Origin of the sequence: Paenibacillus sp. Y412MC10, from assembly GCF_000024685.1 — a bacterium.
GTDB classification, from domain to species: Bacteria; Bacillota; Bacilli; order Paenibacillales; family Paenibacillaceae; genus Paenibacillus_AQ; species Paenibacillus_AQ lautus_A.
Map to the genome: position 1 here is coordinate 1,840,001 of NC_013406.1, position 24,558 is coordinate 1,864,558.

At 51.2% G+C, this 24,558-nt stretch carries 21 protein-coding genes, 11 tRNA genes and 2 rRNA genes (1 of these 34 running past the window's edge); 31 read left to right on the plus strand and 3 right to left on the minus strand.

Annotated elements, in window-relative coordinates; all coding sequences use genetic code 11:
* The 21 genes from GYMC10_RS07755 to yajC form a co-directional block, all read left to right on the plus strand.
* Nucleotides 1–262 (plus strand): 23S ribosomal RNA (locus GYMC10_RS07755) (it extends 2,665 nt beyond the left edge of the window).
* 209 nt (nucleotides 263–471) lie between these two features.
* Nucleotides 472–588, plus strand: a 5S ribosomal RNA gene (gene rrf / locus GYMC10_RS07760).
* A gap of 9 nt (nucleotides 589–597) precedes the next feature.
* A tRNA-Asn gene (locus GYMC10_RS07765) sits at nucleotides 598–673 on the plus strand.
* A 3-nt stretch (nucleotides 674–676) separates the two neighbouring features.
* Nucleotides 677–768: transfer RNA gene (locus GYMC10_RS07770), tRNA-Ser, on the plus strand.
* A 17-nt stretch (nucleotides 769–785) separates the two neighbouring features.
* Nucleotides 786–860 (plus strand) — tRNA-Glu (locus GYMC10_RS07775).
* Between the two features lie 29 nt (nucleotides 861–889).
* Nucleotides 890–965 (plus strand) — tRNA-Val (locus GYMC10_RS07780).
* 87 nt (nucleotides 966–1,052) lie between these two features.
* A tRNA-Met gene (locus GYMC10_RS07785) sits at nucleotides 1,053–1,129 on the plus strand.
* A 30-nt stretch (nucleotides 1,130–1,159) separates the two neighbouring features.
* Nucleotides 1,160–1,236: transfer RNA gene (locus GYMC10_RS07790), tRNA-Asp, on the plus strand.
* Between the two features lie 132 nt (nucleotides 1,237–1,368).
* Nucleotides 1,369–1,444 (plus strand) — tRNA-Lys (locus GYMC10_RS07795).
* Nucleotides 1,445–1,485: 41 nt separating this feature from the next.
* Nucleotides 1,486–1,560 (plus strand) — tRNA-Gly (locus GYMC10_RS07800).
* Between the two features lie 4 nt (nucleotides 1,561–1,564).
* A tRNA-Arg gene (locus GYMC10_RS07805) sits at nucleotides 1,565–1,641 on the plus strand.
* Nucleotides 1,642–1,680: 39 nt separating this feature from the next.
* Nucleotides 1,681–1,760, plus strand: a tRNA-Leu gene (locus tag GYMC10_RS07810).
* 8 nt (nucleotides 1,761–1,768) lie between these two features.
* Nucleotides 1,769–1,842, plus strand: a tRNA-Pro gene (locus GYMC10_RS07815).
* Between the two features lie 146 nt (nucleotides 1,843–1,988).
* Entirely contained in the window at nucleotides 1,989–2,702 is a 714-nt protein-coding gene (locus GYMC10_RS07820; protein WP_015734032.1) for a BofC C-terminal domain-containing protein, read from the plus strand.
* 212 nt (nucleotides 2,703–2,914) lie between these two features.
* Entirely contained in the window at nucleotides 2,915–3,418 is a 504-nt protein-coding gene (gene ruvC, locus GYMC10_RS07825) for a crossover junction endodeoxyribonuclease RuvC (protein WP_009592782.1), read from the plus strand.
* Complete coding sequence (gene ruvA, locus GYMC10_RS07830; RefSeq protein ID WP_015734033.1) at nucleotides 3,415–4,032, plus strand: Holliday junction branch migration protein RuvA; 618 nt, start codon at nucleotides 3,415–3,417, stop codon at nucleotides 4,030–4,032. Before ruvC ends, ruvA begins: the two co-directional genes overlap by 4 nt.
* A gap of 33 nt (nucleotides 4,033–4,065) precedes the next feature.
* Nucleotides 4,066–5,073, plus strand: coding sequence for a Holliday junction branch migration DNA helicase RuvB (gene ruvB, locus GYMC10_RS07835; RefSeq protein WP_009592741.1), 1,008 nt, complete (start codon nucleotides 4,066–4,068; stop codon nucleotides 5,071–5,073).
* A 64-nt stretch (nucleotides 5,074–5,137) separates the two neighbouring features.
* A complete protein-coding gene (locus tag GYMC10_RS07840; RefSeq protein WP_015734034.1) occupies nucleotides 5,138–7,228 on the plus strand; it encodes a SpoIID/LytB domain-containing protein in 2,091 nt (696 codons plus the stop codon).
* Nucleotides 7,229–7,233: 5 nt separating this feature from the next.
* Nucleotides 7,234–8,265, plus strand: coding sequence for a tRNA preQ1(34) S-adenosylmethionine ribosyltransferase-isomerase QueA (gene queA / locus GYMC10_RS07845; RefSeq protein WP_015734035.1), 1,032 nt, complete (start codon nucleotides 7,234–7,236; stop codon nucleotides 8,263–8,265).
* A gap of 20 nt (nucleotides 8,266–8,285) precedes the next feature.
* Nucleotides 8,286–9,425 (plus strand): tRNA guanosine(34) transglycosylase Tgt, encoded by a 1,140-nt coding sequence (tgt, locus tag GYMC10_RS07850; protein WP_015734036.1) that lies wholly within the window; start codon nucleotides 8,286–8,288, stop codon nucleotides 9,423–9,425.
* Nucleotides 9,426–9,472: 47 nt separating this feature from the next.
* Complete coding sequence (gene yajC / locus GYMC10_RS07855; protein WP_015734037.1) at nucleotides 9,473–9,781, plus strand: preprotein translocase subunit YajC; 309 nt, start codon at nucleotides 9,473–9,475, stop codon at nucleotides 9,779–9,781.
* A gap of 117 nt (nucleotides 9,782–9,898) precedes the next feature.
* Here the strand turns inward: yajC and GYMC10_RS07860 are convergent, their stop codons facing one another.
* On the minus strand, nucleotides 9,899–10,288 hold the full coding sequence (locus GYMC10_RS07860) for a TIGR04086 family membrane protein (RefSeq protein WP_015734038.1): 390 nt from the start codon (nucleotides 10,286–10,288) through the stop codon (nucleotides 9,899–9,901).
* A gap of 193 nt (nucleotides 10,289–10,481) precedes the next feature.
* Here GYMC10_RS07860 and GYMC10_RS07865 point away from each other — a divergent pair, with 193 nt between their 5' ends.
* A complete protein-coding gene (locus GYMC10_RS07865; protein WP_015734039.1) occupies nucleotides 10,482–11,267 on the plus strand; it encodes a DUF421 domain-containing protein in 786 nt (261 codons plus the stop codon).
* Here GYMC10_RS07865 and spoVB read toward each other — a convergent pair.
* Nucleotides 11,264–12,862, minus strand: a complete 1,599-nt coding sequence (spoVB, locus tag GYMC10_RS07870) for a stage V sporulation protein B (protein ID WP_015734040.1) — start codon at nucleotides 12,860–12,862, stop codon at nucleotides 11,264–11,266. The two genes, GYMC10_RS07865 and spoVB, sit on opposite strands and share 4 nt — an antisense overlap.
* Nucleotides 12,863–13,050: 188 nt before the next feature.
* Between spoVB and GYMC10_RS07875 the strand changes: the two genes are divergently transcribed.
* The 6 genes from GYMC10_RS07875 (at nucleotide 13,051) to GYMC10_RS07900 (ending at nucleotide 19,708) form a co-directional block, all read left to right on the plus strand.
* A complete protein-coding gene (locus tag GYMC10_RS07875; protein ID WP_015734041.1) occupies nucleotides 13,051–13,308 on the plus strand; it encodes a post-transcriptional regulator in 258 nt (85 codons plus the stop codon).
* A 131-nt stretch (nucleotides 13,309–13,439) separates the two neighbouring features.
* Complete coding sequence (secD, locus tag GYMC10_RS07880) at nucleotides 13,440–14,690, plus strand: protein translocase subunit SecD (RefSeq protein ID WP_009592810.1); 1,251 nt, start codon at nucleotides 13,440–13,442, stop codon at nucleotides 14,688–14,690.
* Entirely contained in the window at nucleotides 14,680–15,597 is a 918-nt protein-coding gene (gene secF / locus GYMC10_RS07885; RefSeq protein WP_049788676.1) for a protein translocase subunit SecF, read from the plus strand. Before secD ends, secF begins: the two co-directional genes overlap by 11 nt.
* A 146-nt stretch (nucleotides 15,598–15,743) precedes the next feature.
* On the plus strand, nucleotides 15,744–16,709 hold the full coding sequence (locus tag GYMC10_RS07890; protein WP_015734042.1) for a cation diffusion facilitator family transporter: 966 nt from the start codon (nucleotides 15,744–15,746) through the stop codon (nucleotides 16,707–16,709).
* A gap of 54 nt (nucleotides 16,710–16,763) precedes the next feature.
* Nucleotides 16,764–19,166: a single-stranded-DNA-specific exonuclease RecJ gene (gene recJ, locus GYMC10_RS07895; protein ID WP_015734043.1), complete on the plus strand. Its 2,403-nt coding sequence runs from the start codon at nucleotides 16,764–16,766 to the stop codon at nucleotides 19,164–19,166.
* A 26-nt stretch (nucleotides 19,167–19,192) separates the two neighbouring features.
* Entirely contained in the window at nucleotides 19,193–19,708 is a 516-nt protein-coding gene (locus GYMC10_RS07900) for an adenine phosphoribosyltransferase (RefSeq protein ID WP_009592753.1), read from the plus strand.
* Between the two features lie 94 nt (nucleotides 19,709–19,802).
* Here the strand turns inward: GYMC10_RS07900 and uraA are convergent, their stop codons facing one another.
* Nucleotides 19,803–21,101 carry a uracil permease gene (gene uraA, locus GYMC10_RS07905; protein WP_015734044.1) on the minus strand — a complete coding sequence of 433 codons (1,299 nt, stop codon included), beginning with the start codon at nucleotides 21,099–21,101 and terminating at the stop codon, nucleotides 19,803–19,805.
* A 302-nt stretch (nucleotides 21,102–21,403) separates the two neighbouring features.
* Between uraA and GYMC10_RS07910 the strand changes: the two genes are divergently transcribed.
* The 3 genes from GYMC10_RS07910 (at nucleotide 21,404) to GYMC10_RS32490 (ending at nucleotide 24,417) form a co-directional block, all read left to right on the plus strand.
* Entirely contained in the window at nucleotides 21,404–23,581 is a 2,178-nt protein-coding gene (locus tag GYMC10_RS07910; RefSeq protein WP_009592739.1) for a RelA/SpoT family protein, read from the plus strand.
* 124 nt (nucleotides 23,582–23,705) lie between these two features.
* Nucleotides 23,706–24,149, plus strand: a complete 444-nt coding sequence (gene dtd, locus GYMC10_RS07915; protein WP_015734045.1) for a D-aminoacyl-tRNA deacylase — start codon at nucleotides 23,706–23,708, stop codon at nucleotides 24,147–24,149.
* Nucleotides 24,150–24,249: 100 nt separating this feature from the next.
* The gene (locus tag GYMC10_RS32490) at nucleotides 24,250–24,417 is read left to right on the plus strand and encodes a hypothetical protein (RefSeq protein ID WP_009592793.1); all 168 of its coding nucleotides are present in this window, start codon (nucleotides 24,250–24,252) and stop codon (nucleotides 24,415–24,417) included.
* The last annotated feature ends 141 nt before the right edge of the window (nucleotides 24,418–24,558 follow it).

Genomic DNA, 24,558 nt, shown 5'->3' on the forward strand with positions numbered 1-24,558 from the left:
GGAAATTTGAGAGGAGCTGTCCTTAGTACGAGAGGACCGGGATGGACGTACCGCTGGTGCACCAGTTGTTCCGCCAGGAGCATGGCTGGGTAGCTACGTACGGACGGGATAAGCGCTGAAAGCATCTAAGCGTGAAGCCCCCCTCAAGATGAGATTTCCCAATTCGTAAGACCCCTTGAAGACGACGAGGTAGATAGGTTGGAGGTGGAAGTGCAGCAATGCATGGAGCTGACCAATACTAATCGGTCGAGGGCTTATCCAAAAACACCCCAAAAAGCGAAGCTTTGAAGCAACGCTGAATACTTTTCGGGGACCCCGATACCACATCGGGTAAATGCTACGGATTCTAATCAACGCAAATATCGTTTCGTATCTAGTTTTCAGGTGATCAAAACTGAATTGTAAGTGTACAAGCTATGCTTGCAAGGAGGATGGTCACGGCATTTGGCGATGCCGTATCCTGAATATACGTTTGGTGGCGATGGCGGAAGGGTTCCACGCGTTCCCATACCGAACACGACCGTTAAGCCTTCCAGCGCCGATGGTACTTGGACCGAAGGGTCCCGGGAGAGTAGGACGTCGCCAAGCGGTACATATTCCCTGATAGCTCAGTTGGTAGAGCACTCGACTGTTAATCGAGTTGTCACAGGTTCGAGTCCTGTTCGGGGAGCCATACGGAGAGGTGTCCGAGTTGGCCGAAGGAGCACGATTGGAAATCGTGTAGGCGCCAAAAGCGTCTCGAGGGTTCGAATCCCTCTCTCTCCGCCAGCAAGGACTTTATATACGGCCCGTTGGTCAAGGGGTTAAGACACCTCCCTTTCACGGAGGTAACAGGGGTTCGAATCCCCTACGGGTCACCACTTTCTTTAACGCATGTAACAATCCAGATGGAGGCTTAGCTCAGCTGGGAGAGCATCTGCCTTACAAGCAGAGGGTCGGGGGTTCGATCCCCTCAGCCTCCACCATATTTCATCCCCATAAAGTGAAGCTCACGCTTCGCAGGTAATTCCGATTACTTTTCGGGGACCCCATATAAGCAACCCTTTTAATGACGCGGGGTGGAGCAGTTCGGTAGCTCGTCGGGCTCATAACCCGAAGGTCGTAGGTTCAAATCCTGCCCCCGCAACCAATTTATATCGCAATTGCGATAATGCCTCTTGGAACTGTGGTGTAGAGGCCTAACATGCCTGCCTGTCACGCAGGAGATCGCGGGTTCGAATCCCGTCAGTTCCGCCATTCTTATTAGCTTCAGGGATGAGAATCCATATTGGGTTCGTCGGAGCTTAGCTTCGTTAGCATAGACTTCGCAGTCTCGAACGTAGTGAGAGTATCCCGTCAGTTCCGCCATTCTTTAACTCTTAGTAATAAGAGCCATTAGCTCAGTTGGTAGAGCACCTGACTTTTAATCAGGGTGTCGAAGGTTCGAGTCCTTCATGGCTCACCATCTTTACCAAGAGAGCTGGAAACGGAATACATATCATATTTGCGGACGTGGCTCAGCGGTAGAGCATCGCCTTGCCAAGGCGAGGGTCGCGGGTTCGATTCCCGTCGTCCGCTCCATTTTGCGCCCTTAGCTCAGCTGGATAGAGCGTTTGACTACGAATCAAAAGGTCGGGAGTTCGAATCTCTCAGGGCGTGCCATTTTTACAATCAGATGCTTAACTTATGAAATTTCTTTGTGCCGGTGTGGCGGAATTGGCAGACGCGCGCGACTCAAAATCGTGAGGGAAACCGTGGGGGTTCGAGTCCCTTCACCGGCATTAATTAACGGGATGTAGCTCAGCTTGGTAGAGCACCTGGTTTGGGACCAGGGGGTCGCATGTTCAAATCGTGTCATCCCGATTCAAACCGAAAGATCGCTTTCAGTATATCTGAAGGCGGTCTTTCTTTGTTATGGATAGAAATGATGCCAACGGCAAGAGCGGAACTGAATATTTTGACAGCATCCCGGTCACAATATGAAAAACATTGAATAGAAGGGGATAACCTTGAGTGTTTTTCATTTCTTCAAGAAACTGTTCAGAAAACGGTGGAGACGTTGGAGACGCGCGATTTGGTCTTGTTCGATCGTAGTGCTCGTAGGTGTCATGGTATGGTCCGGCCAGAATATAACCGATCAGATGAAGAGGCTGCTCACCGCTACTTTCGATGAAACGCCGCTGGCTGTTGAAACGATGCAATACCTGCAAATCGAGGATGATAAGCAGGAGGAACGCAGGCAGGATCAGAGGGAATTCATGCAGAAGCTGAATACCTCGAAGGGAAAGAAGCATGTTCATGTCCGCATCACGTATGTCTGCGGCATTGAAGAGCAGGATATGGGAAAGCTTACGGCGGACGGCATTTATGAACTGATGAATAAAAATCCTTTATGGCAGGGACGGTTGGATAATAAAGGGAATGTCTGGCTCGAGCAAACCGTATCCGACCTTTCACCCGCCTGCAAGCGGCAAGCCTATATGAGCATCGATGCCAACGGGAACTTAACGTTGTTTGACGGCCCGCCGGAAGAAGAGAAGGTCATGCGCACCTTCTTCCAACTGGATGTCGGCTCGATGGAATCCTCTTTGCCTAAAGACGTGATTCAGCAGCTTGAAGAAGGTATTCGAATTCAAGATATGGAAGAGTACAACAGTGTACTGTCAACCTTTAGCGACTATGCACGGGATATGGCCGAAAATGTCATGAGCCCTAGCCCTTGAAACATCCATGCTTGTCGCTTCATCACCAAAGCCGCAGCTGCCCGGAATTTTTCCGGGCGGTTTTTTGGTGTTTAGCCGTTCCATCGGCGGTGCCGTCAGGGAAGATATAGAACTGTGGCTTATGGGATCAAAGTTTTTCCTCAATTGAGGCCGAACTTTTGTTATAATGGGAGAACGATACATATGTTCGCTTCATCAGAGGAGAGATTGGTTTGCGCATATTAGGAATCGACCCGGGGATTGCGATTGTGGGCTTCGGGTTTGTCGATAAGGTTGGAAGCAAAGTCACGCCGGTCCAGTATGGCTGCATCCAGACGGAAGCCCATACACCGGATGAAGAGAGGCTGCATCACGTGTATGAAGGCATGCTGCAGCTTATCGATAAATATGAGCCGGAGGCCGTTGCGTTCGAGAAATTGTTTTTTAACCGCAACGTCACCACCGCGATGTCCGTATCCCAGGCGAGAGGAGTTCTCATACTGGCGGCGGTCCAGCGCGGACTCCCGATTGCAGAATATACGCCTATGCAGGTTAAGCAGGCCATCGTCGGCTATGGCAAGGCGGAGAAGAAGCAGGTACAGGAAATGGTCAGGATGTTCCTGAAGCTTCAGAGCATCCCAAAGCCCGACGATGTGGCGGATGCTCTAGCCGTGGCAATCTGCCACGCCCATTCCTACACACTTAATTCCAAATTAAATGAGGTATTGCGAAAATGATCGATTTTTTACGGGGACAGGTTGTCCACTTAGAGAGTGAATATATTGTGCTGGATGTTCAAGGCGTAGGATACCGGGTGTTTTGTCCGAATCCGTATGCTTTTGCCAAAACGGAAGGAACCGTGACGGTCTTCACCCATCATCACGTTCGTGAGGATGCCATTCTGCTGTTTGGGTTTCCGACGCGTGAGGAGCAGAAGCTGTTCCGTAAGCTGATCGAGGTCTCGGGAATCGGCCCGCGCGTGGCGCTCGGCATACTCGGCGGAGGATCTCCGGATCATGTGGTTTCCGCGATCTATCAAGAGAATATATCCTTCTTGATCAAACTTCCGGGAATCGGCAAGAAAACAGCGCAGCGCATGATTTTGGATCTTAAGGATAAGCTTGAGGGCTTCGGGAATGCGAGCATGATGACCGGTCTTTTTGCCATCCAGGAGCCGGAAGCGGATGATGGCGGCTCGGCATGGTCCGAGGCTCGCGAGGGCCTGAAGGCGCTTGGTTATACGGATAGCGAGCTGGATAAAGTCTGGCTGAAGATCAAGGATTCCGGCGCAAGCGGCGAATCCGTCGATGTGCTCATGAAACGGGCACTGCAGCAGCTATTCGCTGGATAGATAGAGCATCGCTGCAAGAGAGGAGTTATATAGATGGATGATCGAATTATTTCTGCCAATCTGATGATGGACGAACAGGCTGTCGAACTTAGTCTGCGTCCTCGTTATTTGGCTGAATATATAGGACAGAATCAAGTAAAGGAAAATTTGAAGGTATATATCGAGGCTGCAAAAATGCGCAACGAGGCGCTTGACCACGTGCTGCTGTACGGTCCTCCGGGACTAGGCAAAACGACGCTGGCCAATATTATCGCCAATGAGCTTGGCGTTAATCTGCGGACGACGTCCGGCCCGGCCATCGAACGGCCTGGCGATCTGGCGGCGCTTTTGACCAATCTGCAGGAAGGAGACGTCCTGTTTATTGACGAGATCCACCGGCTGCACCGGACGGTGGAGGAAGTGATGTATCCGGCCATGGAGGATTTTGCGCTGGATATTATGATCGGGAAAGGGCCAAGCGCACGCTCCGTTCGCCTGGATCTCCCGCCGTTCACCCTAATTGGCGCGACAACCCGGGCTGGCCTGCTCTCAGCGCCGCTGAGGGACCGTTTTGGTGTGGTAAGCCGTCTGGAATTCTATACGGTAGATGAGCTGAGCTACATTGTGTCACGCAATGCCGATCTTTTGGGGATCGAGATATTGGGAGAGGCTGCAGAAGAGATTGCCCTAAGATCTCGGGGGACACCGCGCATTGCGAACCGCCTGTTGAAGCGGGTACGCGATTATGCGCAGGTTCGGGGCGACGGCATGATCACGCCAAGCATCGCGCAGGAAGCGCTGAAGATGCTCCAAATCGATCCGATGGGCCTGGATTTTATCGATCACAAAATGCTGAACGCCATGATCAAGAGCTTCCGCGGGGGACCTGTGGGACTGGATACCATTGCCGCAACCATCGGGGAAGAAAGCCAAACCATAGAGGATGTTTATGAACCGTATCTTCTACAGATCGGTTATTTGCAGCGTACGCCGCGGGGACGCGTCGTTACGCCTACAGCTTATCAGCATTTAGGCATTCCCTTTCCGGAGGATCGCCGCTAGCTGAAGGAATCATGACATTTATGCCATATACCATATCCTATTAGTTACAGGAGGAAAGACATACATGGATAGGAACTGGACGAAATCATTATTCGGTTGGACCACCAAAGGACTCTTGTCGCTGGCTGTTGCCGGAAGCTTATGGAGCGCGCCCGCCGTGCAAGCAGCCGCCCCTTCGTTAGATACGATTCGGGTTGCGATGTTCCTGGATCTGGGAAGCCAGTATAAATCGACGACGAATGCCGTGACGCTGAAATCCGCCGAGGCTCTGACCGCATCGCTGCTTGCCTCCAGTATTCATCAGACTCTGATGAGTATCCCTGCGAACCAGCAGGTCCGGATGAGCGTGGATACATACCGCGTTAAGGTGCTTGAGACAACGGATTGGAAAGCCGCTTCGGAAGCAGCGAAAAAGCTGCAGGCGACAAGTGACAAACCGATGCTGTTTGCGGATGGCAAGGTGTACAAGCTGTACGCCGGCATGTACGGTACAGAAAAAGCGGCCGCGGATGCGGCTGCGCGTACAGCGAAGACAGCGGCTGCATATTTGAATGGGCAAACGCCAGCCGTTAAAGGCGCGCTGCATCTGTCTGCCGGATCGTACGGATCGGAGACAGAGGCCGAGACCGTGCGTAAGGCGTACGCCGATGCCGGTCTGGATGCATTCAATGTTATGGTGCCGTCCGGGGAAACTTCGGCTTATGAGGTGTGGGTAGGCGAAGCGGCGAACACAGCCGATCTCGCTGCCGTCAAGAAAGAAGCTGCCAAAGTATCCGGCGGCCTGGTTGAACAGAACGCCAACACGCCGGGTCTTATCATAAGAAGTGACGTAAGCCTGAATCTGGCGGCTCCCCAAGAGGTGACGCATTACATGCTGTCAGGTAATCAATCCGTTCTGCGGGTTGACGGGAAATCAGGAGCGGGAACGAATGTGAAGGAGCGATCCGATCGCTCCTATCGGGGCGCTTTGGAGATCGGGCAAAAGAGCGGTCAATTATACCTCGTCAACGAATTGCCGTTCCAGCAGTACCTTTATTCCGTCGTGGGGGCGGAGGTGCCGTCTTCTTGGGGAACCGAGGCTCTGAAGGCACAGGCCGTGGCAGCGCGCAGCTATGCGCTCTTCCAAGGAAATAAGTTCGAAGTAGCGCATGTCGTGGACACCACGCTGAGCCAGGCCTACTATGGGACGGCTTATGAGTATCCAAGCATTATTCAGGCAGTGGATGCAACCGACGGCGAAGTCGTCATGAAAGACGGCAAAATCGTGGAAACCGTGTTTTCCTCCAACAGCGGCGGGATGACGGCGGACTCCACCGAGGTCTGGGGCAACCGTAACGATCTGTTTGCTGCGGTGGAAAGCCCTGGCGACTCCTCATCCCAGGCCGCGCTTAAAGCTTGGTATCATGTGCTTCTTCCGAGTGGCGTTACGGGTTACGTGCGTGAGGATAATGTAAAGGAAACCGGCAATGCAACATCGGCAGGGCTTCCTTATATGACCGTTACCGCGAAGGATACCAACGTGCGTCCGCTGCCGCTGATCCAATCGAACGTTGAGCCCGTAAGCAAGATGAATCCGGGAGAAACGGCCGTCGTCCTGGACAAAGTCGCGGAATCCAACAGCTTCGAATGGGTTCGTGGGCCTTATACTTCGGATCAATTGCTGGCCACTTTAAAAGGAAAAACCGCCAATAGCCTACCGGCCTCCATCACTTCGCTGGATGTAACGGAACGAGGCCCATCGGGGCGGGCTCTTACGGTGAAAGCCAACGGTCAAGTTCTGGACGTAAAATATCCGGATATGTTCCGGTCGGCTTTTAACGGTCTGCCAAGCACTTTGTTTGATATTGAATCGACCGGAAGTTATACTGTATTGAGCGCGAATGGTGCGGTATCAACGGTTTCGAGCGGTCAAACGGTATCCGTCATTTCCGGAAGCGGAAACGGAAACGTCAAAGGCTCCGGTACCGTGGTGATGAATGGAACGGGGACAGCACGCGTAATCGAAAGCTCTCCGGGCTTTAAATTTACCGGTAAAGGCTTCGGCCACGGACTGGGCATGTCGCAATGGGGTGCCAAAGGAATGGCTGACGAAGGGTATGATTATAAGCAGATACTCCAACACTATTACCGCAACACGACTATAACGAAGGACTGACCGACATGAATGTGGATTTGTATGATTTTGAATTACCCGAACACTTAATTGCGCAGACGCCGCTTCTGGATCGAAGTTCTTCCAGGCTTCTCACGCTTAACAAAAAGAGCGGACAGATCAGCCACCAGACGTTTGCGGATATCATAGACAGCCTGAATCCGGGCGATACGCTCGTATTAAACGATACGAAGGTAATCCCGGCCCGATTGTTCGGCGAAAAGGAGGATACAGGCGCGAAAGCCGAGGTCCTTCTGCTGAAGAATATGGGAGAAGATCGCTGGGAAGCACTCGTAAAACCCGGCAAGAAGCTGAAAAAGGGAAACGTGATTTCCTTTGGCGACGGGAAACTAAAGGCGGTCATTGAGGAGGAAGGAGAGATGGGTGCTCGCACCTTGTCCTTCTCGTATAAGGGAATTTTCCAAGAAATCCTGGATGAACTGGGCCAAATGCCACTCCCGCCTTATATTAAGGAAAAGCTGGATGATCGCGATCGTTATCAGACCGTATACGCGAAGCATGAAGGATCCGCAGCCGCGCCGACGGCCGGCCTTCATTTCACGGAGGCTCTCCTGGAACAAATACGTGCCAAGGGAGTCGACATCGCTTTTATTACATTACATGTGGGACTGGGAACTTTCCGCCCGATGTCCGTGGACCAGGTCGAGGACCATGTCATGCATGAAGAGTACTATTCCCTATCCCAGGAAACGGCAGACCTGCTAAACGAAACGAAGCGGCGCGGCGGCCGGGTTATCGCCGTAGGGACTACCTCCTGCAGAACGCTGGAGACGGTAGGCTCACAGTTAAAGGGCGAGCCTCTGCACGAGAGCAGCGGCTGGACAAGCATTTTCATTTATCCGGGATACTCTTTTACAGTGGTGGATGCGCTGATTACGAATTTTCATCTGCCGAAATCCACGCTGGTCATGCTGGTCAGCGCACTGGCCGGACGCGAACACATCATGCATGCGTACAAGGAAGCCGTAGACAAAGAATACCGTTTCTTCAGCTTTGGCGACGCGATGTTTATCTATTAATTCGGAGGTTGGTTATCACCATGGCAGCAGCTGTTACTTATGAACATATTAAAACGTGCAAACAATCGGGCGCCAGGCTCGGCAGAGTGCACACCCCCCACGGCGTGATCGATACGCCGACATTCATGCCTGTAGGAACGTTGGCAACCGTAAAAACGATGAGCCCGGAAGAGCTTAAAGCGATGGATGCCCACATTATTTTGAGCAACACCTATCACCTCTTCCTGCGACCGGGACATGATATTGTGAAGGAAGCAGGCGGACTGCACAAATTCATGAACTGGGACCGGCCGATTTTGACCGATAGCGGCGGTTTCCAGGTATTCAGCCTGGCGGAAATGAGAAAAATATCGGAAGAAGGCGTACATTTCCGTTCGCATCTGAACGGAGATAAACTGTTCATCTCTCCGGAGGTCGCAATGGAGATTCAGAACGCGCTGGGATCTGATATTATGATGGCCTTTGATGAATGCCCGCCTTATCCTGCGGAGTATGAATACGTCAAACAATCCACCGAGCGGACTTCCCGCTGGGCTGAACGCTGCCTGAAGAGTCATGCCAGACCGGAAGACCAAGCCCTGTTCGCCATCGTGCAGGGAGGCATGCATGAGGATCTTCGCCGTCAGAGCGCCCGTGATTTGACTTCCATGGATTTCCCGGGTTATGCTATTGGTGGACTTAGTGTGGGAGAATCGAAGCAGCTAATGTATGAAGTGCTGGATTACACGGTACCCCTGCTGCCGAACAATAAGCCTCGCTATTTGATGGGAGTCGGATCACCGGATGCGTTGATCGAGGGCTCGATTCGTGGTGTGGACATGTTCGATTGCGTGCTTCCGACGCGGATCGCCCGCAACGGGACAACGATGACAAGTCAAGGCCGTCTTGTCGTTCGAAATGCTCAATATGCCAGGGATTACGGACCGCTGGATCCGGAATGCGACTGCTATACCTGCCGTAACTACTCGCGTGCTTATCTGCGCCATCTGATCAAGAGCGACGAAACGTTCGGACTGCGATTGACGACGTATCATAATCTGCATTTCCTGATCAATTTGATGCGGGGCGTGCGTCAGAGTATTATGGAAGACCGTCTGCTTGATTTCCGCGATGAGTTTTTTGATAAGTACGGCCTACACGATAATGAAAAAGGGTTCTAAAGCAAGATCATGGCCATCATGATAAGTTTGTGAAAGGGGGGAAAGAAATGTTTGGTTCATTTGAACTCGCAGCAGCGCAAGGTCAGGGCGGAGGCATTTTGGGATTGATTTTGCCTTTCGTTCTGATGTTCGTCATCTTTTATTTTCTGCTTATCCGTCCACAGCAGAAGAAACAGAAAACAAGAAACGCAATGCTTAGCGCCTTGTCCAAAGGCGATAAAGTGGTAACGATCGGAGGCCTTCACGGGACGATCGTGGAGATTACCGACGACATCGTGGTTTTGAAAGTGAACGACGTAACGAAGTTGACGTTCGACCGCAACTCGGTAAGCCATAGCGTGAATACGGATGCATAATCTCGTTTCACCTACATATGGAAAGTCATCGCTATAAACAAAGGCCGACTCCTTTTAGGAATCGGCCTTTGTTTTTTTATCACTGAGCGTGAAGTGCACCAAAGTCGTTGCAAGGTTTTATTTTTTTAAGTTAACCCCAAACATTCCCCCGATGGCGCCGGCAGCAAAAACCGTGGCAATCAGCGTCAAATCTCCGAGTGACAAGGAACTATCCAAGGCTAGAAAGCCGATGACGAGCAGCGTAATCCCATATACCAGCCCGGTCAGGCAGCCATAATACCAGCCTTTGTTACCTGCGCGTTTGCCGCTCACACAGCCCCCAATAAAGGCCGCGACGGCATGTACCAGAAACGTGTAGAACGATAAATCATCCTCGGCCAGTCCGCTGCCCCACAGCAGCAGGGATAGCGCCAATGCGCCAAGAAACATCCAGAAATAAGAATACAAGAGTCCTGAAAGAATCGGATTAGTGATCCTGAAAGTGAATACTCGCCGGATCGGTTCCATGAATCATCCCCCTTAACAAATCTTGATAATTCCATTGTATGGCCAAGCCTGTACATATAGTACAAACTGAACATTTTGCATCGGGTTTTGCAGGATTACCATTAATTAATCAATTGTAATCGAATGGGAAGACCTGCGGCAGGCCAGAATAGCTGTACATGAGAATGTTCGACAAGCTAGGGAGGGATTGTTTATGTCTCATATGACTATTCTGATTCTGCGGACCGTTCTGATGTATGTGGTCATCTTTGTTACCATGAGAATCATGGGCAAACGGGAAATCGGAAAGCTGTCTATCTTCGATTTGGTCATATCCGTCATGATCGCAGAGATTGCCGTTTTTGTCCTCGAAGATGTCCATAAACCGATTTGGGACGGACTAGCTCCTATCGCCGTGTTGGTTGCCATTCAGGTAGGACTTGCCTACATCGGCCTGAAAAATCGAAGCATCCGGCTGTTTGCGGACGGAAAACCCAGCATACTGGTATCCCGAGGCAAGCTTCACCGCAAAGAGATGTCAAAGCTTCGCTACAATCTGGATGATCTGATGCAGCAATTAAGGGGAAAGGACATCGACAGTTTGGCAGACGTGGAATTTGCGATTCTCGAAACTTCCGGCCAGCTCACCGTTATTCCAAAAGATGCGGATAACGGTTCGAACCGCTCGAATAGTTCATCAAGTTCTTCAAACGCCTCAAGCTCCACTCATTCTTCAGGTGCTTTATCCAAGGCCAAATCCGAAACAGGAAACCCTACCGTTGTTGATATTCCATACGATAAAATTACGTACGAAGGACTGCCCATTCCGCTTATATTGGATGGAAAGGTGCAGGACGAAAACCTTGAACTAATTGAAAAAACAAGGTTCTGGCTGAAAAACGAGATTCAAAACCACGGAGCCAAGGATTTTAAAGATATCTTCCTATGCTCCATCGACCATAAAGGACGTATTTACATCGACCGCAAAGACAGGGACTAGCGGCGGCTAAACTTGTTGAACCAGGTACCGACGACAGGGACGCGTTCCAGATCCCGGGGCGTTACCAGCTTGGTCATGAAAATCATGATGAAATAGACCAGAATGCCAACAACGATCGAGGTCCAAAACTGCAGCCAGGGGGTCGTCGAGAACGGAAGATGTCTATACCCGTAAAGAACGCAGGCACCCATAATGATCATGACGGCAGCGATTTTGACATAATCGAGCAGGCGGAAGCGAAAGCCGATCAGCTTGGAGAGACTAAAACCGTGAAGCAATGTAACCGCGATGCTGTTTACGATGATGGCAATGACGGCCCCCTTGATGCCGAAGGCGGGGTTGGATGCCAAATATACGATAAGGCTCATCTTGATGATCGCACCGAATAAGGTATTCAACAATGCCCGTCCCGGGCGGTCCAATGCTTGCAAGGCAGCTTGAAGCGGGGACTGCACATACAGAAACAAGGCAAAGGGCGCCATGATTTTGAGCATATCGCTAATCTCGGCGTTGTCGTAGAGCAGCAGGCACAGCGGCTCAGCCAGGACAAACATAATGATGGCAAACGGAGCTCCCGAGACAAGAGCCAGCCGAAGGGATTGATTCATTCGCTTATGGATGGTAGGCCGGTCGTTGCGGGCCGCTGCCTCCGATAGGGAAGGCACCAGGGAGATGGCCAGGGAAACGGTCAACGCACCGGGCAATAGCAGGAGCGGGATGATCATGCCTTGCAGAGCGCCGTATTGGGCGGTGGCCACGGATGTCGCGATACCTGCCATGGCGAGGCTGCGATTGGTCAGTATCGTTTCCAGCAGGTAGGAGAAGGACCCTACCATCTTTCCGCCCGTTACAGGCAATGCAATGCCGAATAACCGCTTCAGGATGCCTTTATTCGAAGAAGAGTCCGGCGCTTTTTTTTCAGATACGGCTTCTTGCGGCTTAGGTAAAAGTTTGTTCGTTCTTCGGCCCTCGCCGGAATATTGCAGCAGCAGCGCAATCATGCCAATCAGCTCGCCCACGGCTGTTCCAAGCATGGCCCCGGCTGCCCCGTAAGCGATGCCTTTGGGCATCAGGAGATGCGCAAACCACAACATGCATATAATTCGGACTATCGTCTCGATAACGGAGGAACTTGCAGAGGGGATCATATTTTGTTTGCCCTGGAAATATCCCCGGTAGACCGACGAAACGGCAATGATGATCATCATGGGCGTCATGCTGATGAAGGTTTGATATACACGCTCGTCCGGCAAAAGCACGCCGGTTACCCAAGGAGCAAGCAGCAGGCTGAGTCCAGTGAAGAGGGCTCCTGCCGTAATCGTCAGCATCAGGCTGACATGCAGAATTTGCTTGGAAGCATCAGGCTTCCCGGCACCTTCCGCTTCGGCGACCATTTTGGCAATAGCTAGCGGAATACCGCCCGTGATGATGGTCACGAGCACGATAAAGAAGGGGTACCCCAATTGGTAAATTCCGACACCCTCAGGTCCGATGATCCGGGGAAGGGCGATCCGGGGAATAAAACCGAGTAGGCGGTTTAATATGCCGGCTGCAAGTAAAATCAGCGTTCCTTTAATAAACGATTGCTTGTTCACTGTCCATCCCACTCCCTGGTTAAGGCTGAATACGTTGACACGACATGGCTATTCTTATGGATATGCCCTACCTGTCCCATCTGATGACTTTACTTTTTTTTCTGGACATGGTAGGAATAGAAGGAAAGCCATATGTCATGTCGAATGTAACTTAGGGACAACAGGGAGTCAGTGAGGAGGCCATATGCATGGAACTCGAGCAAATGAGCGAGGAAGAATTGATGAGCACCATTGAGATGGTATGCTTGAGCAAGGTTGAGGAAATGCATTTGATTGGGTACGAGTACGTGACGAGCAACGATATTTGGAACTGTGTCAGCAGCAAGTACGAAAAGGAAGGCGTTCCGTCCCTCCACCAATTGGTCAATGACATTCTGTCCTTGAAAGCAACAGCTTTGATGAACTATATGACAATATCAGCATATAAGGGATCTTCTTTCGATTAATCGAAGAGGTCCCTTTTGCCTTGCGGATATAAGGGTTCATCCATAAGCCCGACAAATTTTGATAAATTGACTGGGTTTTATGACATCGCTATAATAGGAATATTGAGTAAAAAGGGGGAACAAGGGACGGCATGAAGAGAATTATCAGTTTCGTCGGAACCGTGCTCGTGATCACTATTTTAATGGCCGTTACAACTCCAGGCTTGCTGAAAGACGTCCGTCTAGGTTTGGATCTAAAGGGTGGATTCGAAATCCTTTATGAAGCAGAACCGTTGATGGAAGGGCAGCAGGTTACCAAAGAAGCGCTGCAGGAAACCGCAAAGAGCTTGCAAAAGCGTGCGGATGCGATGGGAACATCGGAGCCTGAGGTTACGCCGGAAGGGGCGAATCGGATTCGCTTGAAGGTGGCGGGCGTAACGGATGAGGCCGAAGTTCGAAAAACAATGAAAGAACCTGCGAACCTCACATTCCGAAGCAATGACGGCTGTAAAGAAGGCGAGGAGTTCTGTAAAATAGAGCTCCGCGGCGACGATTTCGTCGAGAACGGCGCATCGGTAGCCTATGACCAGCTTAATCAGCCTATGATAGATATTAAAGTGAAGGACAAAGGGAAGTTTGCTGAAATTACAGAACGTCTTCTCGGTCAAGAGCTGGCTATCTTCATGGACGACCAATTGCTGTCAGCTCCGACGGTACGAGCCGTATTAACGGACGGTACCGCGCAAATTACAGGGAACTACTCGCTGGATGAAGCGAAACAGATCCGGGATACGATCAATCTCGGCGCCCTGCCGCTGAAGCTGGTCGAGAAATATTCGCAGAGCGTAGGGGCTACGCTTGGCATGCAATCTCTTACAAAAACTTTAGAAGCCGGTCTGATCGCTTCCGTCGCGATTTTGCTGTTCATGATTATCCGATATCGCGTACCGGGCTTGCTGGCAAGTTTCGCACTTATTTTGCACACATGGCTGCTGATCCTTATTTTCGTATGGGCTGACTTTACGTTGACGCTTCCAGGCATTGCGGCATTTATATTAGGTATTGGTATGGCGGTGGATGCCAACATTATCACCTATGAACGCATTCGGGAAGAGATCAAGACAGGCAAAAGCGTGCCATCTGCAGTGAAATCAGGCGGTAAATCCTCCCTGCGCGCCATTATGGACTCCAACTTGACGACGATTCTCGTTGCCGCTGTCATGTTCGGATTCGGTACCGGTGCGGTAAAAGGTTTTGCCCTTGTATTGATTTTGGAGATCATCGTTAGTATTGCCACGAACGTTTATTTCTCCCGTTTCCTGCTCAATCTGCTTGTGAATATCGGTTGGGCCCGCAAACCGAGCCATTATGGCGTAAAGGAGCGTGACATTCGTGAGCTTTAAGAACTTCGATTTCGTAGGCAAAAGCAGAATTTTCTACGTACTATCCATTGTAATTACGATTTTGGGCTTAGTTTTTCTCCTGACTCGCGGTCTTAACTATGGAGTTGATTTCCAATCCGGCTCGAACGTGGACATTTCACTCTCCAAACCGTTGACTACGGAGCAAATCAATACCGTATTAGAGGATGCCGGAATCGGGGAGGATGCGAGCGTTACTCCGGGTAATGACCGCGTCAACATCCGATTCAGCGAGGTGCTGACCGAGGATCAGGATCAGAAGCTTCGTTCCGGCATCGAGAAGCTGGACGAGAAGGCAACCTTCGAAATTAATACGGTTGACCCCGAGATGGCCAAAGAGCTGGGACGAAACGCAATTTATGCCGTATTGATTTCCTGTATCGGGATTATCATCTATGTCAGCATTCGCTTTGAATGGCGGTTTGCGATTGCAGCGATCGTAGCGCTCCTGCATGATGCCTTCGTTGTCATCAGTATCTTCTCCATCCTTGGATTAGAGGTGGACCTGACATTCATCATCGCCGTCCTGACCATCATTGGTTATTCGATCAACGATACCATCGTTATCTTTGACCGTATCCGGGAAAACCTGCGGTTTGCGAAGATTAAGAGGGTCTCGGATCTCAAGGATCTGGTTAACAAAAGTTTGTCGCAGACGATCGGGCGCTCGATCTATACGGCCTTGTCCGTATTCATCGCTGCATTCTTCATGCTCCTCTTGGGCGGCGAGTCGATCCAGATGTTCTCGCTGGCCATTTGTATCGGTTTGGCATTCGGCGCGTACTCTTCGATCTTTATCGCAAGTCCGTTGTGGCTCCTTCTTAAAGGCCGCAATGTGAGCAATAAACCGAATTCGCCGAAGCCAAGCAAAGATAAAATCGAAATTTAATTAAACCGCTGAAGGGCGTTTGCAGTCCAGATATCAGAAGATCCTATACAAGTGAAAGCCGCGTCGCAGGCGACGCGGCTTTCTAAAGTTAGCAGCAGGCAGCATGACGAGTACAGGATCGACAGTGACATTGAGGGGGGCCTCAAGTGAGCAATGAACGCTTGAATCATACGGAGACTGTCCTATGGACAGGCATTGTAACGGATTTGGCATTAGCCTTGTGCAAAGGGATAGCCGGTTACTTATCCGGCAGCAAGGCTCTCATCGGAGATGCCCTGCATTCTGCGGCGAATGCCGTAACTTTATTGGTGGACCGGTTGCCAAGCCTTGGCATATTCGGCACGAAAAGTCCGATGCGGGACAAACGGAACGTTTCGAGTACGACGGAGCCCGTCATATCGATCTTATTTGCCGTGTTATTGATCATGGGCGGCATTCAAATTGCGGTATCCGCGATCCAGACCATGGCTTCGGATAACCTCGAGCCGCCGGCCACATCGGCGCTCCTTGCAATTTTCATATCGATGGCGGTGAACGAAGCGGTATTCCAATATCAAAGTTGGCAGATGAAAAGACTGCATGATCCCCGGTACGAAATGTTATCGGCTGATCATCGGTTTGCCTTATATTCATCGCTAACGGTATTGATCGGCGTGTCGCTATCCATGGCAGGCTCCTATTTTGAATGGTCGCCTCTATTCTACATGGATTCCATAGCGGCTCTTATCGTGGCTTGTCTCGTGGTCCGGAAAGGATATATACTCATCGTTCATTCCGTTTACGGCACGCTTGCGGAGGAGAAACGCCATGAACACGAAGCCGAGTTCATGGATACGATTCAGCGGGTGCACGGCGTGATCACGATCGAGGAGCTGAAGGTTCAGGAATACGGACAGATTCGCCACGTGAACATCGAAGTGAAAATCACCGTGAATCCGAGAACGTCCGTATTGGAAGCTCAGGAAATTGCCGAGCGAATCCGGAAGCTGTTGACCCATCGATTTATTCAGGTTACGGATGCCAAGGTTCACGTTGTGCCTTATGAACCCGGTTACCCGTATAAATCGAACTATGACTTGATGGACAACGATATGCCGACACTGCCGCAATAAGGGCGGAGCTTTTAAGACAGCAGGAAATAGGCAGGAAAAGGAAGGTGAATCCCTGTGCTGTATTCCAAATATGAATGGAGAATACGAGAGGCAGCGTCAACGATCACCGAACGGCTGGCCCATGATTTGTCGCTGCCACCCATCGTGGCTTCACTCATGGCGTCCCGGGGGATACAATCAGCCGAGGATGGCCGGGAATTTTTATATGGAACGTTTGAGCTGACGCACGACCCTTATCTCATGCAGGGAATGCGGGAGGCCGTGCCGCGCATCCGCAAAGCGCTGGAGGATCGGGAGCATATTCTTATCTACGGCGATTATGACGCGGACGGGGTTTCCAGCACATCATTGATGATTCATCTGATGCGTTATTTGGGAGCATCTTATGATATTTATATCCCTCACCGATCCAATGAAGGTTATGGCTTACATAATCATGCGCTGGATTGGGCCCATCAGCAAGGGGTCAGTCTGGTGATCACTGTAGATACCGGGATTAGTGCGGTCGAGCAAATCGCGTATGCCAACAGCCTTGGCATCGACGTCATCGTCACCGACCATCATGAGCCGCCTGAGGTGCTGCCTGAGGCATATGCATTGATCAATCCGAAGATCCCGACATGCCCGTATCCCTTTAAGGGGCTGGCCGGCGTAGGCGTGGCTTACAAATTGGCACAGGCTCTCGTGGGTGACCCGCCGGAGGAATGGCTCCAGATCGTTTCGATCGGAACGATCGCTGACTTGATGCCGCTCACGGGGGAGAATCGGGTGCTTGTGAAGCACGGTATCGAATCGATGCGAAGAACGCGGTATGAAGGCATCCGCAGCTTGCTTGAAGTATCGGGAATTCATGTAGAGCAGGTGACGGCCGTTAACGTGGCCTTCTCCATGGCACCACGGATTAACGCCAGCGGCCGCTTGGACCATGCAGGCCGTGCCGTTACGCTGCTTACAACGGAGCACAGGGAAGAGGCAGAGCGCCTTGCTTGGGAGCTGGACGGGCTGAACAAGGATCGGCAGCAAGTGGTCGAAAACATCGTCCAGGAAGCGCTGGGGATGGTTCAAAACCGCTGGAGAGGGCAGGAGATCCCGCCTGTTATCGTACTGGCGGGCGAGGGCTGGAATGTCGGCGTGGTCGGCATCGTGGCTTCCAAAATCCTGGAGCGCTTTTACCGCCCCGTTGTAATTCTCGGGATTGATCCCGAAACGGGAAACTGTAAAGGCTCTGCCCGTTCGATTCCGGGATTCGATATCTATGCGGCTTTGCTTTCTTGCAAAGACGTCATGGACCACTTTGGCGGCCATCCTTCCGCAGCCGGCATGAGCCTCCATCGAGACCGCTTGGCGGCATTCGAACAGGGACTTCATCGATATGCGGAGGATGCGCTCGAAGCAGAGCATCTGATTGCCGTTTGCGAAGCGGACCTGGAAGCCAGTTTGTCGGAGGTATCCGTACCCATTCTGGAACAGATGGAACAGTTAGGCCCGTTCGGCATGGCGAATGCCGTACCGAAGATCGTTTTTCGGGACGTTGTCATCAAGGACGTCCGCAAGATCGGCAAAGAAGGGAAACATCTGAAGCTTCGTTTGCAGCAAAAGCGGGAGGTTATCGATGCGATCTCATTCGGCTGGGGCCATCTTGCCGATATTCTGCCGGTGGGTTCGGTTGTGGATGTGCTTGGCGAGCTTTCCGTCAATGAATGGAACGGGAGCCGTAAAGTGCAGCTCATGATTCAGGATATCTGCGCCCCTTATCAGCAGGTGTTTGATTACCGCGGGATCAAAGAACCGATCCGGGAGATCCAGAGGTGGAGAGCTGAACTGGAGCCGCATCTGCGGTGCCCGGCTGTCCGTTCCGCGGTGGTGTACGCAAAAGATTCACATCCGGAAATAAAAAGTCAATTGTATGATATGTGCCTTTGGGTATATGATAGGAATGCTGGCATCGTGCCGGATAATGAAATCGCCGCGAGCGGCAGTCAAGAAGACATTTCCGTTTTGTTCGTACTGGATGTACCGGAGACGGCTGAGCAGCTCGCTGCATTCATGTCAGCCTTCCATTCCGTTCCCAATATATTTATGTTACATCCGACCCGGAACCTGCGCGAACGGCTGCAAATTCCGGACCGGGAACAGTTTAAGAAGCTGTACGTATCACTCGCTGGACTGACGTCCGCTCCCATGCCGGAAAAAGAGGTCGTAGCACGTCTACAGAAGCAGACTTCGTTGTCATCGCGCATGCTGGTCAAAGTACTGGATGTCTTTGAAGAATTGGCATTCATTCAGCGTGACCAGGGACAAATTACCTTTGTACCGAAGCCGGAGAAAAAACCGCTCGACGCATCCCGTCACTTCCGGGAATTAAGCGACTTGGCGGATATGGAGCAGCATCTGCTGCATGCCGGCACCGAACAGTTAACCCAGTGGATGACGTCCCGTACAAAAGGCGTATCTTAACCGCAACTATACAGGAGGAGATTATTTTGGATTTTAAAGATTATATTCGTGTCATTCCCGATTTTCCGCAAGCGGGGATCAGCTTCAAGGATATTACCACACTGCTGAAGAATGGTGAGGTATATCGCAAAGCCATAGAGGAACTGAAGGTCTTGGTTTCCGATCTCAAAATTGATGTGATAGCTGGTCCCGAAGCCCGTGGATTTGTCGTGGGTGCTCCGCTGGCTTACGCGCTTGGCGTGGGATTCGCGCCCATTCGCAAAAGCGGCAAGCTGCCTTACGAAACGATTGAAGTGGGATATGACCTCGAATACGGTAAAGATCGCTTGGCGATGCATACCGATGCAATCGAGAAAGGGCAAAATGTATTGATTGCGGATGATCTTCTTGCAACAGGCGGTACGATTGCGACTTCGGTTAACCTCATCCGTCAATTGGGCGGGAACGTTGTTGGCGCTGCTTTCATGATCGAGCTGACGGATTTGAACGGCCGTTCGAAGCTGGATGACATCGATGTATTTACGTTGATGCAGTACGAGTAAACGACACTATTCTTCCTGATTTTCCCGGGAAATAATAAAATGCCCTGAGCAATCAGCTCAGGGCATTTTTCTGTTTTGCAATAAAGTTGTCGGTTCAATCCGGCGTTTTTTCCACGAGCGGCTCATCATTCTTTTCATTGGAGAGCCCGGTAATTTCGAAGAGTTTGAAGAGGACAGCCATTATGACACCTACGATGGTCGCCAATGCCATACCCTTCAGCTCGACCGTGTTAATCTTCAAGGTTACGCCGCTGATTCCTGTTACCAGTACGATTGTAGCCAAGATCATGTTGCTTGCTTTGGAGAAATCCACCTTCTGCTCCACGAAGATCCGTAGGCCGGAAGCTGCGATTACCCCGAACAGCAAGAGAGACACGCCGCCCATAACCGGTGTTGGAATGTTCGCTACAACGGCGGAAAATGTTCCTGAGAAGGAAAGAATAATGGCAATAATGGCGGCGCCTCCGATGACAAACACGGAATACACCTTCGTCAAAGCCATGACCCCGATATTTTCACCGTACGTTGTATTCGGCGTGGAACCAACGAATCCGGACAAGATGGTGGAAATACCGTTGCCAAGCAGGGAGCGGTGAAGGCCAGGATCCTTGGAAAGGTCTTTGCCCACGATATTGCTGGTTACCAGCAGGTGGCCGATGTGCTCCACGATAACTACGAGCGAAACCAGAATGATGGTCCAGATCGCCCCGCTATCGAAAACCGGGGTTGTCAGCTCCGGAGCCGACAGGAACTTCGCGTTTGCAATTTTCTCCGTGTCCACGACCCCAAGCGCGAAGGAAAGCGCATATCCGACAACGATCCCGATCAGGATGTGGATAATTTTGGCGAAGCCGCGGAACAAGATGGAACCCAACACCGTAACTCCGAGGGTAACGAGCGAGATGGTTATGATTTTAGGATCGATGGATTGCCCTTCTTCCGGCAAAAATCCAGCCATGCCTGCGGCAACCGGAACAAGCTCAAGCCCGATCATCGCAATGATAGCACCCATAACCGCAGGCGGGAAGACGAAGTCGATCCATTTGGTTCCCGCATATTTGACAATGAACGCCACAATACAGAAGATAATACCCGTCACGATAAAGGCGCCCAAGGCTTTGCCGTAATTGGCTTCCGGATCGCCTGCCAGTACGATCAGCACCGGTGAGATAAAGGCGAAGCTGGAGCCGAGGTAGGCCGGAATCTTTCCTTTACATAAAAAAATGTAGAGCAGCGTGCCGATACCGTTCATCAGCAGGATCATGCCGGGATCCACGCCGAATATATTCGGTACAAGCACCGTGCTTCCGAACATGGCGAACAAATGCTGCAGGCTCAGAAGGAACCCGGGACCAAACGGAAGCTTCTCATCTACTTGAATTTCACGTTGCAAACCATTTCACTCCTCTATAGGACTTTAAATATAGGACCGTTCGCGTACGATCTTTAATAGATTAAATACAATCGTTCGTTTTATCAACAATAATTTTTACAGTTCGTCAAAATATTCAATTCATGTCATGTTTTGATGTCCCCGTGCAGGAAAAGGGCATACTATAAGTGACCGAACGCTCCACATGTTGACGTATAACGCCGCAAGCGTCATAATGATAGGAAAACAATCACGAGGGAACCTGCACGTTTTGACAAGGGCGGGTTCCATTTTATATAGAAAGGGAAGAGAAGGACTCCAAAATGGGCATAGAGCGATTACTCGAAAAGGCCAGCGCCTATATAAAAGAACCCGATCTTCTCCGCATCCAGGAAGCTTATGAATTTGCGGAGCAAGCCCACCACGGACAAGTGCGGAAATCGGGAGAACCTTATATTCTTCATCCGCTTGCGGTTGCAGACATCGTGGTGAACATGCAGATGGACACATTGTCCATTATTGCTGCATTGCTTCACGATGTCGTTGAGGATACAACCGTATCGCTCGAGCAGATCCGCGAGCGTTTCGGGGATACCTGCGCAATGCTGGTGGATGGTTTAACGAAGTTGGAACGCATCCAATTCCGATCCAAAGAAGAGCAGCAAAACGAAAATTATCGCAAGATGTTTATCGCCATGGCACGTGATATCCGCGTAATCGTCATCAAGCTGGCGGACCGGCTTCATAATATGCGCACTCTTAAGTACCAGTCCGAGGAGAGCCAGCGCCGCATTTCCTATGAAACCTTGGAAATCTTTTGTCCGATAGCCCATCGTCTCGGTATTTCCGCGATCAAATGGGAGATGGAGGACATTGCGCTTCGTTACTTGAATCCGCAGCAGTATTACCGCATTGCGAATTTGATGCACAAGAAGCGTGCGGAGCGGGAGCAGTACATCGACAACGTCATCGTCTGCATCCGCGAGAAGCTTGACGAAATGGGCATTCAAGCCGATTTGTCGGGCCGGCCCAAGCATATCTACAGCGTGTTCAAAAAAATGACGGTGAAGAACAAGCAGTTCAACGAAATTTACGATCTCCTTGCAATCCGCATTATTGTGGACAATATCAAGGATTGTTATGCCACGCTCGGCATCATCCACACCCTGTGGAAGCCGATGCCCGGCCGCTTCAAAGATTATATCGCCATGCCAAAAACGAATATGTACCAGTCCCTCCACACGACGGTGGTAGGGCCTAACGGGGAGCCGACGGAGGTTCAGATCCGCACCTGGGAGATGCATCGAACGGCGGAGTTCGGTATCGCGGCACACTGGGCGTATAAAGAAGGCTCAGCAGGCAACGGGGGCAGCTTCGACAACAAGATGACGTTTTTCCGCGAGATATTGGAGCTGCAGCATGAAACGAAGGATGCGTCGGAATTTGTAGAATCTTTGAAAATGGACTTTTTCTCGGATTTGGTATTTGTGTTTACGCCAAAAGGCGAGGTGATCGAGCTGCCTTCCGGCTCCGTTCCCCTCGATTTTGCCTACCGAATTCATACCGAAGTAGGAAACCGCACCATTGGTGCCAAGGTCAACGGAAGAATCGTTCCGCTGGATCATCAGCTCAAAACCGGCGATATCGTGGAAATTTTGACGTCGAAGCATTCCTACGGCCCGAGCCAGGACTGGCTGAAGATTGCCCAATCCTCGCATGCCCGAAGTAAAATCAAGCAGTGGTTCAAGAAAGAGAAGCGCGAAGAGAACGTCGAGAAGGGCCGCGAGATGCTGGAGCGCGAAATCAAGCGCCTCGGTCTTGACGTGTCCGAGTGGACGACGGACGATAAATTAATGGAAGCGGCCAAGAAATTCGCTTTTAATGATATCGAGGATATGCTATCGGCGGTCGGCTTCGGCGGGATCACTGCCGCGCAGATCTGTACGAAGGTGACCGAGAAGCTGCGCAAGGAGCAGGAAGAAGCCAACCAGCTTGAATTAACCTCCGAGATGAAGGAAATCAAGCCGGCCGAGAAGCGCAGCCGCCCGACCAACGGCGTCCGCGTCAAAGGGATTGATAACCTGCTCGTGCGTTTCGCAAGATGCTGCAATCCCGTACCCGGCGATGATATTGTAGGCTATGTAACCCGCGGCCGCGGCGTATCGGTCCATCGTTCGGATTGCGCGAATCTGCCGACAACGGATGAAGGCGAGGATGCGGCACGCGTGATTGAGGTGGAATGGGAAACGGCCGTCGAGGCGAATTACAGCGTCGATATTGAAGTGACGGGACACGATCGCAACGGACTGTTGAACGAAGTCCTTCAGGCCGTCTCCGAGAGCAAGACGAACATTTCCGCCGTCACGGGGCGATCCGACAAGAACAAAATGGCCATGATCCACATGACCATCCTGATCCGCAATACGGATCATCTCCAATCCGTAGTGGAACGAATCAAGCGGGTGAAGGATGTGTATACCGTTCATCGGATCATGCAGTGACGGCACGATGCGCTAAGGGAATGGTCCCGGGGTTCATGACGATCCCGGAGGATGATACGAATGCGGTCTGTTATCCTGAGGGAGACAGGCCGTTTTATTTTTTGAAGATGAAGGAGCTAATCCGATGAGAGTGGTCATTCAACGATGCAAGAATGCGCAAGTCGCAGTGGATAATGAAATCGTCGGCAAGATTGAAGCGGGATTGATGGTGCTGGTCGGCGTGACGCATGAGGATGAAGAGAAGGATGCCAAATACCTTGCGGAAAAGGTAGCGGGGCTGCGGATTTTTGAGGATGAGGACGGAAAAATGAATTTCAGCGTCCAGGACGTGGGCGGAGCGATTCTGTCGGTGTCCCAATTTACCCTCTATGGAGACACCCGCAAAGGAAAGCGGCCGAACTTTATGGCTGCCGCAAAACCGGATCAAGCGAATGCATTGTACGAGTCGTTTAACCGCGAGCTTTCGGCGAAGGGATTGCAGGTGGAGACCGGGGTTTTCGGAGCAATGATGGACGTGTCGTTGACCAACTGGGGACCGGTGACCTTAATTATTGACAGCCGATCCTAACCTGCCTGAAAAGGACGGCAGCATGCATCATATCGTAGAGATGGGGCATCCTGAGTGAATAATCGAAGGTTGTTATTCGCAAGCAAAGGAGCCGTACGATATGCGTCAATCCCCCAAATTTTCGATATGGAGCAGTTTGCCTGCGACGGTCGGGACCGGAGGCGTCAGGGAAGCAGCCAGCACGGAACGCATGGTTTCGGCGCCGGAAGAATCTGCACAGCTCATCAGCATCAAGGGAAATATGCGGAAGCAGCTGCCCCGATCGTAGATTTCAGCACAGCGTCGCGTGCCATAAATGCGGATTTTTATAAGCGGAGCCTGAGATGATCTCAGGCTCTTTTTGGCGTTCGCGGATCATCGCCATACTCAAGCTTCCTTCGGGACAGACATCTGTTGCAGGCAAGCGCCG